Genomic DNA, 16759 nt, shown 5'->3' on the forward strand with positions numbered 1-16759 from the left:
AGAACGTTGCGACGTTGTCGCTAGGGATGCGTATAATACATCCTTTATTTTTCGAGTCAATACTTAATTTTAAACTTTCTTTTTAGAATATTTAAAACCGAAGTTTTATTTAACTCTCTGAGCCGTTGTGCCTTGCTATGCTTCAGCGTTTCCCGTCTCAGTGGGGTCGCATTATAGGGAGATTCGAGCGGGGGTCAATGTTTTATTTCAGCTTTTTGACAAATAAATGAATTTAGTATGAAACGCATACAAATAAAGGCCTGCGGGCTGATTTTAGATTAAAAAACGCGCATATTAAGTCGCTATTTTACAGCTAGTATTTGCGCGTTATAATAAGCAGTACATTTAGTAATCGCTGTACTGCTTTATTGGTTTTAATTTACTGCAATTTGCCATACAGCTATAGAACCTGAGATCTCATTACCTATTATAAGGAGTGGTTTTTCGGTGGCACTTTGCTCAGCCGGTACAAATACCATGCCTTCGGGTGCAAGGTCGCCGGTTATATCAGCTCCCTCTATTACACCTCGGTTATAAAAGTAATCTTCAAATTGCACATCGTAAGGGTTGGTAATATCGTAAACCATAATCCCACCCATACGCTCAAGACCTATAAAAGCAAAGGTGCGTTCGCCAATAGTACCTATTGTTAGCGCTTCGGGTTCTGCGCCTTTATCATCTGAGCGTGTATCGCCTTCGTTTTCATCTTCATTATTATTAAAGGCTTCACCATGAACCGATGCCGTAATGCGACCTATGTCGTCGCCTGAGTCAAACACCACCAGCCCATTACTGTCCCAGATGGTAAACGAGCGTGCACCATAGGCATAAAGCGATTCGTACTGACCGTCGTCATTCGTATCCCCCTTAACAGTACTTACTTTTAAACGGCCTATATCGTCATCGTCGTTATTTAAGTAGTCAAAATTAGCAGCAAGCGTTAAATCTTCAACGCGGCTTTCATCTATATAGGCAAGACAGCCGTCATCTTCATCGTAATCTAGGCCGCCCTTTGCTGTGCAGTCTGCTTCGTCTGTTGTATCAAAGAAATATTCACGTGCATCACCTTCATTTGCCGACACTATAAAGTTTGCACCTTTCCAGCTAAAGCTTGAGATTGTATCTGGCTGATACATACCATAAAGCCCTGGGTACGATTTAAAATTAACACCGCCGTCTTTATCTGATGCGTCTATTTGCAAGTTAGACCAATCTTTAAATCCTAACCCTTTTAGCTCTACGCTATTATCTTCTAGGTTAATAATAGCGAGACCGTTATTTTCTTGAATTGATATATAGGCATATTTATTATCTTTAGAAATGCTGACGTACTCAGGCTCTAGGTCCATAGCAACTGTTGTATTTATTTCATTTCCATTAATTGTTCGCCCTGTGGGATTTGCAAAAACTAGCCCTTTCTCTTCAAGCTCAGTTTGTTGATTGTTATATGCAGTAAAATCAATATTGGTGGCCGTATCGGCAATTACGCCACTTTCTATATTAATAACACTGATAGAGCCCTCAGGGTCGATACTGTAATCGCCATTAGGCTCACCTTCATTGGCTACAACCACCTTTGTACCGTCGTGGTTAAAAGTCACCATGTCAGGTAAAAAGCCCGCTGGTACATTTTTTATGAATGCGGGTGCATCGCCGCTTATGTCGTAAAATGCAATTTGACCCGCTTCGCCCACATTTTTAGCAGCCATAGCCACAGCTAGTAATTGGTTAGTTTCATCTATTGCTATGCTGTTGGCATCGCCTGAGGTGTTGTCGTTTAAGGTAAGGGTAATGGTTGATGTTAGGTTAGTTGCACTCACTATCCCTTCGTTATCTTGAACAAGGGCCGCCGTATCAAAGGTGTCGGCGGGTATAATATTCACTACTGCTTCATCACCAGAGCTATTAATAGCGTAAATCCACTTTTTAGATGCTTGATAAGCGACGATTTCGGCTGCACCTTCGGGGCTTTGGGTATTAAGTACGGCTCTGCCGACTAAGCTTATATTTAACGCCGAATTTGCATTGGTGCCGTTAGTACCATTTTGACCCGCTGTACCTTGTTCTCCCTGAATACCTTGCGTGCCGTCTTGGCCGTCATCTCCATCTAGTGAGCAACCCGTTAATATTGATATGAGTGAAAGTGCGATAAGTGACCTTTTAAACATTGTTATTTTCCTTCGTGTTGTATTGGGTAAATATCAACACACAGGTATGACAAAGTTATGGCATTTTTATTTTCATTAGATTTCGGCAATAAAAAAGCGAGTGTTAAACTCGCTTTAATTATCTAATGATGAATGGTCATTATTATTTTTTAACTGGTCGTTTCCAGCCGGTTAAATTGCGCTGTTTAGAGCGTGCTATTGCAAGCTGTTCATCTTCAACGGTACTGGTGATCACAGAGCCTGCACCTACCGTTGCGGTTGCACCAATGTTTACTGGCGCAACGAGCGATGAGTTAGAACCAATAAAGGCGTTATCACCAATAATGGTTTTTGCTTTATTAACCCCATCGTAGTTACAGGTAATAGTACCTGCGCCAATATTCACTTTTTCACCAATTTCAGCATCGCCTAAGTAACTTAAGTGGTTTGCTTTAGAACCTTTGCCTAGTCGGGTTTTTTTCATCTCTACAAAGTTACCAATGTGCGAGTCTTCTTCCATTACCGCACCTGGGCGTAGGCGAGCATATGGGCCCAGCGTACATTTAGCCGCTACGCTTGCATCTTCAATCAAGGTATTTGCTTTTATAACTACGTTATCGCCAATAGTACAGTTTTTAAGTACACAGTTAGGGCCAATTTGTACGTTATTCCCTAGAGTTACATTACCTTCAAAAATAACGTTTATATCAATTAATACGTCTTCGCCTGTTTTAACGTCGCCACGTACATCTATACGAGCAGGGTCGGCTAGGGTGGCACCATTTAGCATTAATTCTTCTGCTTGCCATGCTTGATAAGCACGCTCAAGGCCTGCAAGTTGTACGCGGTTGTTTGCGCCTTCAACTTCCATTGCATGATCTGGCTGCGCTGACGTGATTTCTACACCTTCACTGTGCGCCATAGCAACGATATCTGTAAGGTAGTATTCACCCTGCGCATTATTATTAGATAAGTTGCCTAACCATGTTTTTAAAAGCTTGCCGTTAACCGCCATAATGCCGGTGTTTACTTCACTAATAAGTAACTGCTCGGCGCTTGCATCTTTTTGCTCAATAATACCTACAAGCTTGCCATTTTCACGTAGCATACGGCCATAGCCATTTGGGTTAACCAAGTTAACGGTTAATACCGCTAAACCATTTTTAGGTGTTGCAGCTAATAAGCGCTCAAGTGTTGATTGCTTTGTAAGAGGTACATCGCCGTATAAAACAAGTACGGTGTCGTCATCATTAATGTGCGGATTAGCTTGGGCTACTGCGTGGCCTGTACCAAGTTGATCTGCTTGCAGTACCCAGTTTACGTTATTATCGACAAGTTGTTGTTGTAATAGTTCGCCGCCGTGCCCGTAAACTAAGTTAGTGGTGGTTGCACCCAATGCCTTTGCATTATCTATAACGTGCTGCACCATAGGTTTACCTGCTACTTTATGCAGTACTTTTGGTAGAGCAGAACGCATACGGGTACCTTTACCCGCAGCAAGAATTACTGTTGTTAGAGCCATTAAAACAATTTCCTTTTTCCGTTGTTTTAGTGAGGAGTTAATGAAAGTAGCTTAACTAGATTACGCATGTCACTCCATGTGTACATACTCAGCCGTATTATAAAAAATAATGACTGAATCTATGATAAACAAACTATTCATAATAATTACACTTATTGTAACCAGCTTTGCAGATGGATATAAGTGTATAGCCAAATTACAAGCATAAAAAAGCCCACATAATGTGGGCTTTTAAAAACCGGATAGGCTTACTTTTTACGTAATTGCTGAATTACGCGAAGTTGTGCAATAGCTTCTGCTAGTTGCATAGCTGCTTTTTGATAATCAAATTCAGCAGCTGACGCATTAGCCATTTGGCTTTCTGCGTCACGCTTAGCTTGCTCTGCAGCTTGCTCGTCAAGGTCTTCACCACGAACAGCTGTATCAGCAAGTACGGTTACTATGTTCGGTTGAACTTCTAGTGTACCGCCAGCAATGTAGATCAGTTCTTCTTCACCAAATTGCTTAACTAAACGTACCATACCAGGTTTAAGGGCAGTTAGTAGTGGGGCGTGGCCGGCATTAACACCAAGCTCACCTTCACTACCAGATACTTGAATCGATTCAACTAGACCAGAGAACAAACTCTGCTCTGCGCTTACTACGTCAAGATGTACAGTCATAGCTGCCATACTACCCTCCTAATTACATGCTTTTAGCTTTTTCTTGAGCTTCTTCGATAGAGCCAACCATGTAGAACGCTTGCTCTGGAAGGTCATCGAACTCACCGCTTAGAATGCCTTTAAAGCCAGCAATTGTGTCTTTTAGTGAAACGTATTTACCTGGCGCACCTGTAAATACCTCTGCCACGAAGAATGGCTGAGATAGGAAACGCTGGATTTTACGTGCACGAGATACAAGTTGCTTATCTTCGTCAGAAAGCTCGTCCATACCTAGAATAGCAATGATGTCTTTAAGTTCTTTGTAACGCTGAAGAACTGTTTGAACGCCACGTGCTGTATCGTAGTGATCTTGGCCAATTACTAATGGGTCAAGTTGACGTGAAGATGAATCAAGTGGGTCTACCGCTGGGTAAATACCAAGTGATGCGATATCACGTGAAAGTACTACTGTTGCATCTAAGTGAGCAAAGGTAGTTGCTGGAGATGGATCCGTTAAATCATCCGCAGGTACGTATACCGCTTGGATTGATGTAATTGAACCAGTCTTCGTTGAAGCGATACGCTCTTGAAGTACACCCATTTCTTCAGCAAGTGTAGGCTGGTAACCTACCGCTGATGGCATACGACCAAGTAGTGCAGATACTTCTGTACCAGCTAGTGTGTAACGGTAGATGTTATCTACGAAGAAAAGTACATCGCGACCTTCGTCACGGAACTTTTCAGCCATAGTAAGACCTGTTAACGCTACGCGTAAACGGTTACCTGGAGGCTCGTTCATCTGACCGTATACAAGCGATACTTTATCAAGTACGTTTGAATCGTTCATCTCATGGTAGAAATCGTTACCCTCACGAGTACGCTCACCAACACCTGCGAATACTGAGTAGCCGCTATGCTCGATTGCGATGTTACGGATAAGTTCCATCATGTTTACGGTTTTACCTACACCGGCACCACCGAATAAACCAACTTTACCACCTTTAGCAAACGGACATACAAGGTCGATTACCTTGATACCAGTTTCTAAAAGCTCAACTGAACTTGATTGCTCTTCGTATGAAGGCGCTGCACGGTGAATAGACATACGGTCTTCTTCGCCGATTGGGCCAGCTTCATCAATTGGCTCACCAAGTACGTTCATGATACGACCAAGCGTTGCTTTACCAACTGGAACTTGAATCGCTTCACCTGTATTTTCTACCGCTGCGCCACGACGTAAACCGTCAGTAGTACCTAGTGCGATAGTACGAACAACACCGCCACCTAGCTGTTGTTGAACTTCTAAAGTCAAACCAGCTAAATCGCCATCTGTTACTTTTAGTGCGTCATATACGGCTGGCACGTTGTCTTGAGAAAACTCAATATCTACAACGGCACCGATAATTTGGACGACCTTACCTAAACTCATGTCTATTCCTCTCGTTAATCTTTGCCTGAAGCATTAAACTGCGGCTGAGCCTGAAACAATCTCACTAATTTCTTGTGTGATTGCCGCTTGGCGGGCCTTGTTATAAACAAGCTGTAACTCATCCATAAGGTCGCCGGCATTATCTGTTGCAGCTTTCATTGCAACCATACGGGCAGCCTGTTCAGAGGCAGCGTTCTCAACCACACCTTGGTATACCTGAGACTCAACGAAGCGTACAAGCAAAGACTCTAATATAGCGTCTGGGCCTGGCTCGTATAAGTAGTCCCATGTGTGGGCAGATACTTCTTCTTCAGCTTTTGGCAAAGGGAGTAACTGATCTATTGTTGGCTCTTGCTTCATGGTATTAACAAAGTTGTTATATACCAGGAATAAACGGTCAATTTTACCTTCAGAGAATGCATCTAGCATAATTTTTACAGGACCAATTACGTCTTGTACTGAAGGCTTATCTCCAAGGCCTGCTTTTTTAGCAAGCACTTGACCGCCAAAACGTTGAAAGAAGCTAGCCGCTTTGCTACCTAAAGTTGCAAAATCAGCGTCTACGCCTTTTTCTTTCCACGCTTTAATGTCTAATGCAACTTTTTTAAACTCGTTTGAGTTTAAGCCGCCACATAGACCACGGTCAGTAGAGATAACAATATAACCAACTCGTTTTACTTCTCGCTCTTCTAAGAACGGGTGAGTAAAATCAAGATTTGCTTGAGCAACACGACCAATTACTTTGCGTAATTTGTCAGCGTATGGACGGCTTGAAGCCACTCGTTCTTGCGCCTTTTTCATTTTAGACGCAGCAACCATTTCCATTGCGCTAGTGATCTTTTGAGTATTTTTAATACTCCCGATCTTGCTTTTAATCTCTTTTCCGCTGGCCATGACTCTCTCTCCGAATCAAGGTGTGCTTTAGTAAACTAAAGCGCACCATTAATAACTAAATTACCAAGTTTGCGTAGACTTGAACTTCTCAAGAAGTTCTTTAAGTTGCGCTTCGATCTCGGCGTTGTAGTTACCAGTTTCATTGATTTGAGCCACAAGCTCTGCGTATGTGCTACTTGCATAAGAAAGTAAAGCCGCTTCGAAATCCATGATTTTAGAGATTTCGATGTCTTGTAAGTAACCTTTCTCAGCTGCAAATAACGACAAAGACATTTCAGCAACAGACATTGGTGCGTACTGTTTCTGCTTCATTAGCTCTGTTACACGCTCACCATGCTCAAGTTGAGCACGAGTAGCATCATCAAGGTCAGACGCGAACTGCGAGAACGCAGCTAATTCACGGTACTGAGCTAGGGCTAGACGGATACCGCCACCTAGTTTCTTAACGATTTTAGTTTGTGCAGCACCACCAACACGCGATACCGAGATACCAGCATTTACAGCCGGACGGATACCTGAGTTGAATAAGTCAGTTTCTAAGAAGATCTGACCATCGGTGATAGAGATAACGTTTGTCGGTACGAACGCAGAAACGTCGCCGCCTTGAGTTTCAATGATTGGCAATGCCGTCAATGAACCAGTTTGTCCTTTCACTTCACCATTAGTGAACTTTTCAACGTAATCAGCGTTTACACGCGAAGCACGCTCTAAAAGACGCGAGTGAAGGTAGAATACGTCACCTGGGTATGCTTCACGACCTGGTGGACGTTTAAGTAGTAATGAGATTTGACGGTAAGCAACAGCTTGCTTAGATAAATCATCATATACGATTAATGCGTTTTCACCACGGTCACGGAAATATTCACCCATAGTACAGCCCGAGAACGGTGCTAAGTACTGAAGTGCCGCAGACTCAGAAGCAGATGCTACAACTACGATAGTATTTGCAAGTGCACCGTGCTCTTCTAATTTACGTACTACGTTAGCAATAGTAGATGCTTTTTGACCAACCGCTACGTACACACACTTAACGCCTGTGTTCTTTTGGTTGATGATTGCATCGATTGCTAGTGCAGTTTTACCTGTTTGGCGGTCACCGATTACAAGCTCACGCTGACCACGACCAACTGGAATCATCGCATCAATAGATTTATAACCAGTTTGAACTGGCTCATCTACAGATTGACGCTCGATTACACCTGGTGCAATTTTTTCTACAGGTTCAAAACCATCGTTATCTAAAGCGCCTTTACCGTCGATAGGAGCACCTAGTGTGTTTACAACACGACCAAGTAAGCCAGCACCAACAGGAACTTCTAAGATACGACCAGTTGTGTATACTTTTACGCCTTCAGTAAGGTCAGCGTATGGACCCATAACTACTGCACCAATTGAGTCACGCTCAAGGTTTAGTGCGATAGCATAACGGTTGCCTGGAAGCTCAATCATCTCACCTTGCATACAGTCAGCTAGACCGTGGATGCGGATGATACCGTCAGTAACAGATACGATAGTACCTTCGTTACGAGCTTCACTTACAACTTCGAACTGCTCAATACGTTGTTTGATCAGATCTGAAATTTCAGTGGAATTAAGTTGCATGCTCTTTTTCCCAATTACGATTGTAGTGTTGTGGCTAAGCGGTTTAATTTACCGCGTACTGAGCCGTCGATTACAGTGTCACCCGCCTTAATAATAAGGCCGCCAACAACTGCAGCGTCTTCACTACAATTCAGCTTAACTTTGCGTGCGAAACGTTTTTCAAGTGTCGCTACCAATGACTCTTGCTGCGCTGCAGCAAGAGGGGTTGCCGAAATCACATCTACGTCGATTTCTTTGTCATACTCTGCTTTAAACGCAGCGAATAACTGAGCAACCTCAGGCAGTGCAATCAAACGTCCATTTTCAGCCATCACCTTCACTAGGTTCTGACCTTGTTCGTTGAGCTGCTCAGCACATAAGTTAATAAATAACTCAGCTTGTGCAGTAGCAGTAGGCAATCCAGCTAAAATGGCTGATGCTTGTTCATTGCTGGCAACTTCGCCTGCAAAAAACAACATGTCATTCCAGCTTTCAATTGTGCCTTTTTCAACGGCAAGTTCAAAAGCCGCTTTAGCGTATGGGCGAGCGATAGTAGTCAATTCAGACATGCTCATACCCTCCTAATTACAGCTCAGCGACAAGTTTTTCAACGATGTCACTATGTGCGGCTTGATTGATTTCACGCTCTAAAATTCTTTCTGCGCCAACCACTGCCAGAGTTGCTACTTGCTTACGTAGCTCTTCTGTTACACGGTTACGCTCTGATTCAATTTCAGAGTGCCCTTGAGCAATAATTTTTTCACGCTCTTCTTGTCCACGAACAGTTTCTTCGTCAACAATCAGCACGGCACGCTTTTTAGCTTGTTCAATGATATCTGCCGCTTGAGCTTTTGCATCTTTAAGCTGCTCTGCAGCTTTTTGTTGCGCAAGTTCTAAGTCTTTTTCGGCTCTATCAGAGGCAGCTAAACCATCTTCAATTTTCTTCTGGCGAGACTCAATTGCATCATTAAGTGGTGGCCATACATATTTCATACAAAATAGTACAAACACCGTAAACGCAATTAATTCACCGATAAGAGTGGCTGTTATGTTCACGACCGCTCCTCCTTAAAATAGTAAGCTGTTCAAAAAATAAAATTAAAGTACGAACAGGATTACCATTGCGATACCAACACCGATCATTGCTACCGCATCGATTAGACCAGCTAGGATGAACATCTTAACTTGTAATGAAGGTGCAAGCTCAGGCTGACGCGCACATGCTTCTAGGAATTTACCACCCATGTTACCGAAGCCGATAGCTGTACCGATTGCACCGAAGCCGATAAGTAAAGCAACTGCGATGTACTTAAGACCTAATACTAGTTCCATTTTTTTCTCCAAAGTTTCAATTGTTAAAGTTAAATATAAAAAGTGTATAAATTAGTGATTGTCAGAACTTGCCATGCTTAGGTAAACAATGGTTAGCATCATAAATACGAATGCTTGTAACACGATTACTAAGATATGGAATACAGCCCAAACAAAGTGCAACGGAAGTTGCATTAAACCAACTGCGCCGATAAGTATGAATATCAATTCACCAGCGTATAAGTTACCAAATAAACGCAGTGCTAACGAGAAAGGCTTAGACACTAAAGCGATTGTTTCTAGTAATAAATTACAAGGAATTAAGAAAATCATAGCCACTTTGCTATTAGAGCTAAACGGGTGAAGTGTAAGCTCTTTAATAAAGCCACCAACCCCTTTAATTTTAATAGAGTAACCAATCATCAGAATAAACACACCCAGTGCTAATGCAGCGGTTAAGTTTATGTCTGTGGTAGGTACAATTTTCATGTAAACGTCGTGTGGGTCCATGCCAAAGGCTTGTTCACCTACGAAACCGGCAAATGCAGGTAAGAAATCAACCGGGATTAAATCCATTAGGTTCATTAAGAACACCCAAACAAAAATTGTTAAGGCTAATGGAGCAATTAATTTGCTTTTACCGTGGTAAGTATCACGTACGTTGTCGCCAACGAACTCAACTATCATTTCAATAAAACATTGAAATTTACCAGGTACTCCTGTGTGTGCTTTTTTTGCGGCGCTACGGAAAGTCCATAAAAATATTAGACCTAGTCCGATTGACCATGCGAGGGTATCTATATTCCATGTCCAGAAACCACTGTCTTTACACGCATTGTTGAAGGCAAGACCTGAGTCGGTCATACACATCTTAGCGTTTGTTAAGTGATGCTGGATATGGCTTGATATAGTAACTTCTTCTGCAGCCATGTTATATCCCAAAGTTAATGTTTAAAAAAAACGGGCGCGAACAATCCAGTGAAAAGCACCAATACGTAAACACAAAAAAACGGCACTAAAACGACCGTGGTTGACTTGAGTATCAGTGCAAACAATACGATTGTTAGCATAAATTTTAATCCGTTACCGCGTTTTAACGAGGTATACGCTTGATTTGCTTTGCTTGCACCCATATATCTGAATGCATAAAGCGCAAATACTAGGTGAGGAAGTATTGCAACACTGCTACCGGCAAGTGCTGATACGCTGGCGTTTACTCCCCAACCAACAAAAATAATTACTGCAGCTACTAGTGCTACGATACCCTGAAGACAAATTAATTTAAATGCGGCAAGCCTATAAGGTCTTGCTAACTTATTAGTCACGTTTAGTTAACCTTTATGGCGTTCTAATTGTTAGGGTGTGAAAACTGGCGAAATTATACTTAATCCTACCAGTTTTGCAACTTGAGTAGACGCTTTGTAACACAAAATAGCTACAAATGTCTCTTATTGGACATGTAAAATTTTAATGGTCGGTATTGCTGTGATTTATACGATTTAAAATGCCATCAAGCTCATCTAAATTGGTGTAAGAAATAACCAGCTTACCTTTGCCTTTCGCATTATAATTTATTTCTACTTTAGCCCCTAAATTGTCGGCTAATTTTTGCTCTAAGCGCTTAACATCTGGGTCTTTTTCTGGCGTTTCTTTCGCTGCAACCGGCTCTAAAATTGAGCGCACTAACTTTTCTGTTTCACGAACAGTTAATGCTTTAGCTACAGCTAATCTTGCAGCGTCAGATTGCGCTTCACCTTCAAGTGCTAATAAACAGCGTGCGTGGCCCATTTCTATGTCGCCATGTTCTAACAAAATTTTAACATCGCTATTTAAATTGTTTAATCGCAGTAAATTGGTCACGGTAGTGCGCGATTTACCCACCGCATCGGCAACTTGCTGGTGTGTTAATTCAAATTCATTTAATAATCTGTTTAACGCAATCGCTTCTTCCATTGCGTTTAAATCTTCACGCTGAATATTTTCTATCAGCGCAATAGCAACGGCGGCTTCATCAGGTACATCTTTTACAATACAAGGTACGCTCTCAAGCTTAGCAATTTGTGCAGCACGCCAACGACGTTCACCGGCAATTATTTCAAAGCTATTTTCTGCAACAGGGCGCACCACAATTGGCTGAATAATGCCTTGTGAGCGGATAGAGCTTGCAAGTTCTTCAAGCGCTTCTTCAGACATATCTTTACGAGGCTGGTATTTTCCTGAGTGTAAAAACTCAATAGGCAGCTTTTGCAATTCATTCGCAACGGGCTGAGCTGCAGTTTGTACAGCTTCAGTCACATTTACTGTGTCTTGTTCCTTGCTTGAGCTCGGCGCTGGTTTTGATGAACTTAAAAGGGCATCGAGTCCTCGGCCTAAACCTCGTTTTTTAGCAGACATGTTATTTTTTTACCTTAAAGTTAGGCGACTACCGGCGCTGTTTTTTCTTTTCTGCGTAGCATTTCGCCCGCAAGTGCTAAGTAGGCTTTTGCGCCACTTGATGCGCGGTCGTAGTACATTGCTGGTGCACCAAAACTAGGTGCCTCGGCAAGACGCACATTACGTGGGATCACGGTGCGGTAGACTTTATCGCCAAAATGTTGTTTTAATTGTTCTGATACATCATTTGCTAATCGATTGCGTGGATCGTACATAGTACGAAGAATGCCTTCAATTTGTAAGTTAGGGTTAACTAACTTTGCAAGCTGTGTAATAGTGTCCATTAATGCGGTTAACCCTTCAAGCGCATAATATTCACATTGCATAGGGACTAAAATAGAATCAGCAGCAGCCATGGCGTTTACTGTTAACATATTTAGTGAAGGCGGGCAGTCGATAAAAATAAATTCGTATTTATCTTGTATTTTTTCAAGCGCATTACGAAGACGTACTTCGCGTGCAAACAACTCCATTAATTTTACTTCAGCTGCGGTTACATCACCGTTGGCCGCTATCATATGATACTCGCCCGAGGTTTCAGTGATTATCACCTCATCCATTGGCTTTTCTTCAATGAGTAAATCGTAAATGGTGGCGACATCGCCATACTTGTCTACACCGCTACCCATAGTAGCGTTGCCTTGGGGGTCGAGATCTATTAACAGCACTTTACGCTTCGTTGCAGCCATAGATGCAGCGAGATTAACAGCCGTTGTTGTTTTACCAACGCCGCCTTTTTGATTTGCTAATGCGATGACTTTTGCCACTATGTCTCTGATCCCTAGTCTTTAGAAAGAATAATTAAATGTCGTTGTGCATCAAGCTCAGGCACTACTAGCGAGATTTTTTCTTCAAATTTTACACCTTCAGGAAGTGACTCTAGCTCTTCACTAGGAAACACACCTTTAAGCGCGATAAATTTGCCTGAGTGATCAATTAAGTGTGAACACCAATCAACCATATCTTGCAATGAAGCAAACGCACGACTTAGTACGCCATCTAATTTAACACTTGGTTGATATTCTTCAACTCTTGACTGCACTGGGGTTACATTATTTAGCCCAAGCTCATGTTTAACTTGCATTAAAAAGCGAACACGTTTACCTAAACTATCAAGTAGCACAAATTGTGTATCAGGTAATGCAATAGCTAACACAATACCTGGCAAACCAGGACCAGTGCCTACATCAATATAATGATGACCGGGTAAATGAGGTGCAACAACTAAGCTATCCATAATGTGCTTAATCATCATTTCTTCTGGTAAGCGCACAGAGGTTAAATTATACGCTTTGTTCCATTTATTTAGTAACTCAACGTATTTAACTAATTGCTGTTGTTGTTTTTCGGTTAGCGCAATATCAGTTTGCGCTAACAATGTTGTTAATTGTTGCTGTAACACAGTTTACCTTTACTGTTACGCAGTTTTGCGTAATAAGCCTTGCTTCTTCAGATACACTAATAATAGCGAAATCGCCGCTGGGGTGATACCAGAAATACGAGAAGCTTGGCCAATAGTGTCTGGACGCGCATCTGTAAGCTTTGCAACTACCTCGTTTGATAAACCCGATACCGTTGAGTAATCGAACTCTTTAGGTAAGATGGTTTCTTCATGGCGAAGCTGCTTATTGATCTCATCTTGCTGACGTGCAATGTAGCCAGCGTACTTAGTATGGATCTCAACTTGTTCAAGTGCAGCTTGGTTTGTAAACTCAGATCCAAGCCCATCAATAGCCATTAAATCGTCGTAACGAATTTCTGGACGACGAAGTAGATCCTCTAAACTTGCTTCACGAGTAAGCGGTGTTTTTAATAACGCATTTACTTGATCAACTACAGCATGATCTTTATGGATCCAGGTTTCTTTAATACGCTGTTTCTCTTTTTCGATCACTTCCATTTTTTCGTTAAATGCCTGCCAGCGCTCATCGTTAACTAAACCAAGTTCACGACCTTTTTCTGTTAAGCGAATATCAGCGTTATCTTCACGCAGTAATAAACGATATTCCGCACGGCTAGTAAACATACGGTACGGTTCTTTTGTACCAAGCGTTGCTAAGTCATCAATCAGTACGCCCACATACGCTTCATCACGGCGTGGTGTCCACGCGTCTTTACCTTGTACTTGTAACGCAGCGTTCATACCGGCAATTAAACCTTGCGCACCGGCTTCTTCGTAACCCGTAGTGCCGTTTATTTGGCCTGCAAAAAATAATCCGTCTATAAACTTGGTTTCTAATGACTGTTTTAAATCACGTGGGTCAAAAAAGTCGTATTCAATAGCATAACCAGGACGACAAATATGTGCGTTTTCAAAACCATCTATCGATTGCACAATTTGTAACTGCACATCAAAAGGTAAGCTGGTTGAAATGCCGTTAGGGTAAAGCTCGTACGATGTTAACCCTTCTGGCTCTACAAATATTTGGTGCTTGTCTTTATCAGCAAAGCGCACAATTTTATCTTCTATTGAAGGGCAGTAACGTGGCCCTATGCCTTCAATTACGCCAGAGTACATAGGCGAGCTATGTAAATTGTTACGAATAACCTCATGAGTTTTTTCGTTTGTGTAGGTTATATAACAGGGTATTTGCTGTGGGTGATCGCTTTGTTTACCAATAAACGAAAATACCGGTGTAGGCGCATCACCTGGTTGTTCTTGCATTTTGCTAAAATCAACTGTACGGGCATCAATACGTGGTGGAGTACCTGTTTTTAAACGGTCTACTCTAAAAGGTAATTCACGTAAACGATCAGCAAGTGCAATTGAAGGGGGATCGCCTGCACGTCCACCTTTAAAATTCTCTAAACCAATATGTATTTGGCCACCTAAAAAAGTACCTACGGTTAATACAACACTCGGTGCGCTAAAACGTAATCCCATTTGGGTTACTACGCCAACAACTTTGTTGTTTTCAACGATAAGATCATCACACGATTGTTGAAATATTTTTAGGTTTTCTTGGTTTTGTAATGTGCTTTGAATTGCAGCTTTATACAAAGCACGATCAGCTTGTGCTCGAGTAGCACGAACAGCAGGTCCTTTTGAAGAATTTAAGGTACGAAATTGGATACCGCCTTTATCAATAGCTTGTGCCATAGCACCGCCTAGCGCATCAATTTCTTTAACCAGATGGCCTTTGCCTATGCCACCAATAGCTGGGTTGCAAGACATTTGACCAAGTGTATCCATATTATGAGTTAGCAGCAGGGTATTCATCCCCATACGTGCAGCAGCCAATGAGGCTTCAGTGCCTGCATGTCCACCACCTACTACAATAACGTCAAACTTTTCGTGAAAAATCATTAATGGGATCCTACTTAATCAAACCAGTAAACTTCAAAAGGGAGCGTATTCTACCTAGAAATTAGCAGAAGATAAATGATTAAACAGTGGGCAAGATCTAAGTCACTGATCACTTATAATATAAAGGATCTTTTAAAGAGATCTTTTAATACTATTACTACTAGTGATCGGGTTTTCTGTTGATAAGCTCTATTTATTCATTTAAAACATAAAATTAGATCAGATCTAAAGGTGTTAATATGATCGGATCATCAGGCAAATAAGCTCTGATCAAAAAGGGGATTTATACACAGCCCAATATCAATTGGATCTTATCCCATGGATAAGCATGCTTAAAAACGCAGTTTGATCAGCGGTTATCCACAAAACCTATTAAATTATTAGTAAATTGTGGGTAACTTTGTTTATACATTTTAATTGATCACATTACTTTAATTGTGTTTTCTCTATCCATGAGTCTAACCACTCTAGCGCGGTATCTTCGGGTAATGCTTCATCAAGAATATTCAATTCGAGCCTTGGGGCTATACATGTTGCGCCTTTACTGGCCATTAAACTATTTATATTACGCCCAGCAAGGTTGTAGGTGTCGTAGCTAGTGTCGCCTAAACCAATGACTGAATATTTAACAGATGATAGATCGCTTTGTTGTTTTAATTGCTCAATAAAGGGTAAAAGGTTGTCGGGATAATCGCCCGCGCCATAGGTCGATGTGCATATAAGCCAGATTGTATTGTGTTGATCAATATCAGATAAATTAGGTTGATCATGTAGTTCAGCAGTTATACCTTGGTTATTTAACTCATCACATAGTTGTTCTGCTACATATTCTGCAGATCCCATTTGACTACCCACGATTATATTTACAGAACTCATATTTAAACTGATCACACATTACTTATTTGCCCGTTATGATAACTGAGTTAGGCTTGCAGTAAAGAAAACCTTTGTAATTTTGTATAACTATTTTTGAGTTGTTTTTACCCTTTATTGTAATTTCTTATATAAGTTATTGAATATAAATGAATTAACAAAAACTATTTAAATGTAATCTTCTGATCAAGTTGTTGATAAGATTGGGGAAAGCTCTGCTTAACTGGTATGTTTTGTAGATCTAAATAAAGCTAAGTCGTTGATTTTTTATTATAAGTGAGGCCACCAGCTCGCGTTTTCATATAGCTAACCTGTTGTTGATCATAATGTGGATAGTAATCTTGTTGATAACTTAAAAAGGCGATCAAAAATAATTTTTAAAAACGATCTATTAAAGATGATCTACTTAAAAAAAGTGAAAATAAGCGCAATAAACCACGCTTTTTATAGATCGTGACTGTTTAAGCTTATAAATACGCCGCTGTTTTTGATTTATTAGCCATAAAGTAGGCTATTGTGGATAACCTTTTTTAATTAGTCTTATTATTTTTTCAGTTCAGTGAGGAATTTTGCTGGTGGATTGGTTAAAAACGAAGGCGTAGGCACTAATATTACCGATTA

The 16759-nt window shown here is 41.2% G+C and carries 16 protein-coding genes; all 16 read right to left on the bottom strand.

Annotated features, from left to right (window positions below; genetic code table 11):
• Positions 1-374: 374 nt before the first annotated feature.
• Entirely contained in the window at positions 375-2168 is a 1794-nt protein-coding gene (locus tag WDB87_RS06015) for a choice-of-anchor I family protein (protein WP_337849357.1), read from the bottom strand.
• Between the two features lie 142 nt (positions 2169-2310).
• Entirely contained in the window at positions 2311-3669 is a 1359-nt protein-coding gene (gene glmU, locus WDB87_RS06020) for a bifunctional UDP-N-acetylglucosamine diphosphorylase/glucosamine-1-phosphate N-acetyltransferase GlmU (protein WP_337849358.1), read from the bottom strand.
• Between the two features lie 248 nt (positions 3670-3917).
• Positions 3918-4340: a F0F1 ATP synthase subunit epsilon gene (locus WDB87_RS06025; RefSeq protein WP_058548205.1), complete on the bottom strand. Its 423-nt coding sequence runs from the start codon at positions 4338-4340 to the stop codon at positions 3918-3920.
• Between the two features lie 13 nt (positions 4341-4353).
• Positions 4354-5739, bottom strand: coding sequence for a F0F1 ATP synthase subunit beta (atpD, locus tag WDB87_RS06030; protein WP_055016220.1), 1386 nt, complete (start codon positions 5737-5739; stop codon positions 4354-4356).
• Between the two features lie 33 nt (positions 5740-5772).
• Positions 5773-6633: a F0F1 ATP synthase subunit gamma gene (gene atpG, locus WDB87_RS06035; protein WP_286245675.1), complete on the bottom strand. Its 861-nt coding sequence runs from the start codon at positions 6631-6633 to the stop codon at positions 5773-5775.
• Positions 6634-6693: 60 nt separating this feature from the next.
• Positions 6694-8235, bottom strand: a complete 1542-nt coding sequence (atpA, locus tag WDB87_RS06040) for a F0F1 ATP synthase subunit alpha (RefSeq protein WP_055016218.1) — start codon at positions 8233-8235, stop codon at positions 6694-6696.
• A 14-nt stretch (positions 8236-8249) separates the two neighbouring features.
• A complete protein-coding gene (gene atpH / locus WDB87_RS06045; RefSeq protein ID WP_004588073.1) occupies positions 8250-8783 on the bottom strand; it encodes a F0F1 ATP synthase subunit delta in 534 nt (177 codons plus the stop codon).
• A 16-nt stretch (positions 8784-8799) separates the two neighbouring features.
• Positions 8800-9270 carry a F0F1 ATP synthase subunit B gene (atpF, locus tag WDB87_RS06050; protein ID WP_004588072.1) on the bottom strand — a complete coding sequence of 157 codons (471 nt, stop codon included), beginning with the start codon at positions 9268-9270 and terminating at the stop codon, positions 8800-8802.
• Between the two features lie 42 nt (positions 9271-9312).
• Complete coding sequence (gene atpE, locus WDB87_RS06055; RefSeq protein WP_004588071.1) at positions 9313-9546, bottom strand: F0F1 ATP synthase subunit C; 234 nt, start codon at positions 9544-9546, stop codon at positions 9313-9315.
• Positions 9547-9597: 51 nt separating this feature from the next.
• A complete protein-coding gene (gene atpB, locus WDB87_RS06060) occupies positions 9598-10455 on the bottom strand; it encodes a F0F1 ATP synthase subunit A (protein WP_337849359.1) in 858 nt (285 codons plus the stop codon).
• A gap of 14 nt (positions 10456-10469) precedes the next feature.
• Positions 10470-10850 (bottom strand): ATP synthase subunit I, encoded by a 381-nt coding sequence (locus WDB87_RS06065; RefSeq protein WP_286245677.1) that lies wholly within the window; start codon positions 10848-10850, stop codon positions 10470-10472.
• Positions 10851-10992: 142 nt separating this feature from the next.
• The gene (locus WDB87_RS06070) at positions 10993-11919 is read right to left on the bottom strand and encodes a ParB/RepB/Spo0J family partition protein (protein ID WP_286245678.1); all 927 of its coding nucleotides are present in this window, start codon (positions 11917-11919) and stop codon (positions 10993-10995) included.
• A gap of 20 nt (positions 11920-11939) precedes the next feature.
• Positions 11940-12725: a ParA family protein gene (locus tag WDB87_RS06075; protein ID WP_004588067.1), complete on the bottom strand. Its 786-nt coding sequence runs from the start codon at positions 12723-12725 to the stop codon at positions 11940-11942.
• Positions 12726-12739: 14 nt separating this feature from the next.
• Positions 12740-13360: a 16S rRNA (guanine(527)-N(7))-methyltransferase RsmG gene (rsmG, locus tag WDB87_RS06080; RefSeq protein ID WP_273607913.1), complete on the bottom strand. Its 621-nt coding sequence runs from the start codon at positions 13358-13360 to the stop codon at positions 12740-12742.
• 15 nt (positions 13361-13375) lie between these two features.
• Positions 13376-15265 carry a tRNA uridine-5-carboxymethylaminomethyl(34) synthesis enzyme MnmG gene (gene mnmG / locus WDB87_RS06085; protein WP_337849360.1) on the bottom strand — a complete coding sequence of 630 codons (1890 nt, stop codon included), beginning with the start codon at positions 15263-15265 and terminating at the stop codon, positions 13376-13378.
• Between the two features lie 426 nt (positions 15266-15691).
• Entirely contained in the window at positions 15692-16141 is a 450-nt protein-coding gene (mioC, locus tag WDB87_RS06090) for an FMN-binding protein MioC (RefSeq protein ID WP_286245680.1), read from the bottom strand.
• Between the last annotated feature and the right edge of the window lie 618 nt (positions 16142-16759).

Source organism: Pseudoalteromonas sp. C12FD-1, from assembly GCF_037414265.1.
Taxonomy (GTDB): Bacteria; Pseudomonadota; Gammaproteobacteria; order Enterobacterales; family Alteromonadaceae; genus Pseudoalteromonas.

Excerpts from the sequence above, each read along its gene's own strand:
- atpH (WP_004588073.1), bottom strand. The coding sequence starts at position 8,783 with ATGTCTGAATTGACTACTATCGCTCGCCCATACGCTAAAGCGGCTTTT.
- mnmG (WP_337849360.1), bottom strand. The coding sequence starts at position 15,265 with ATGATTTTTCACGAAAAGTTTGACGTTATTGTAGTAGGTGGTGGACAT.
- WDB87_RS06025 (WP_058548205.1), bottom strand. The coding sequence starts at position 4,340 with ATGGCAGCTATGACTGTACATCTTGACGTAGTAAGCGCAGAGCAGAGT.
- atpG (WP_286245675.1), bottom strand. The coding sequence starts at position 6,633 with ATGGCCAGCGGAAAAGAGATTAAAAGCAAGATCGGGAGTATTAAAAAT.
- WDB87_RS06015 (WP_337849357.1), bottom strand. The coding sequence starts at position 2,168 with ATGTTTAAAAGGTCACTTATCGCACTTTCACTCATATCAATATTAACG.
- atpA (WP_055016218.1), bottom strand. The coding sequence starts at position 8,235 with ATGCAACTTAATTCCACTGAAATTTCAGATCTGATCAAACAACGTATT.
- WDB87_RS06070 (WP_286245678.1), bottom strand. The coding sequence starts at position 11,919 with ATGTCTGCTAAAAAACGAGGTTTAGGCCGAGGACTCGATGCCCTTTTA.
- mioC (WP_286245680.1), bottom strand. The coding sequence starts at position 16,141 with ATGAGTTCTGTAAATATAATCGTGGGTAGTCAAATGGGATCTGCAGAA.
- atpB (WP_337849359.1), bottom strand. The coding sequence starts at position 10,455 with ATGGCTGCAGAAGAAGTTACTATATCAAGCCATATCCAGCATCACTTA.
- glmU (WP_337849358.1), bottom strand. The coding sequence starts at position 3,669 with ATGGCTCTAACAACAGTAATTCTTGCTGCGGGTAAAGGTACCCGTATG.
- atpD (WP_055016220.1), bottom strand. The coding sequence starts at position 5,739 with ATGAGTTTAGGTAAGGTCGTCCAAATTATCGGTGCCGTTGTAGATATT.
- atpE (WP_004588071.1), bottom strand. The coding sequence starts at position 9,546 with ATGGAACTAGTATTAGGTCTTAAGTACATCGCAGTTGCTTTACTTATC.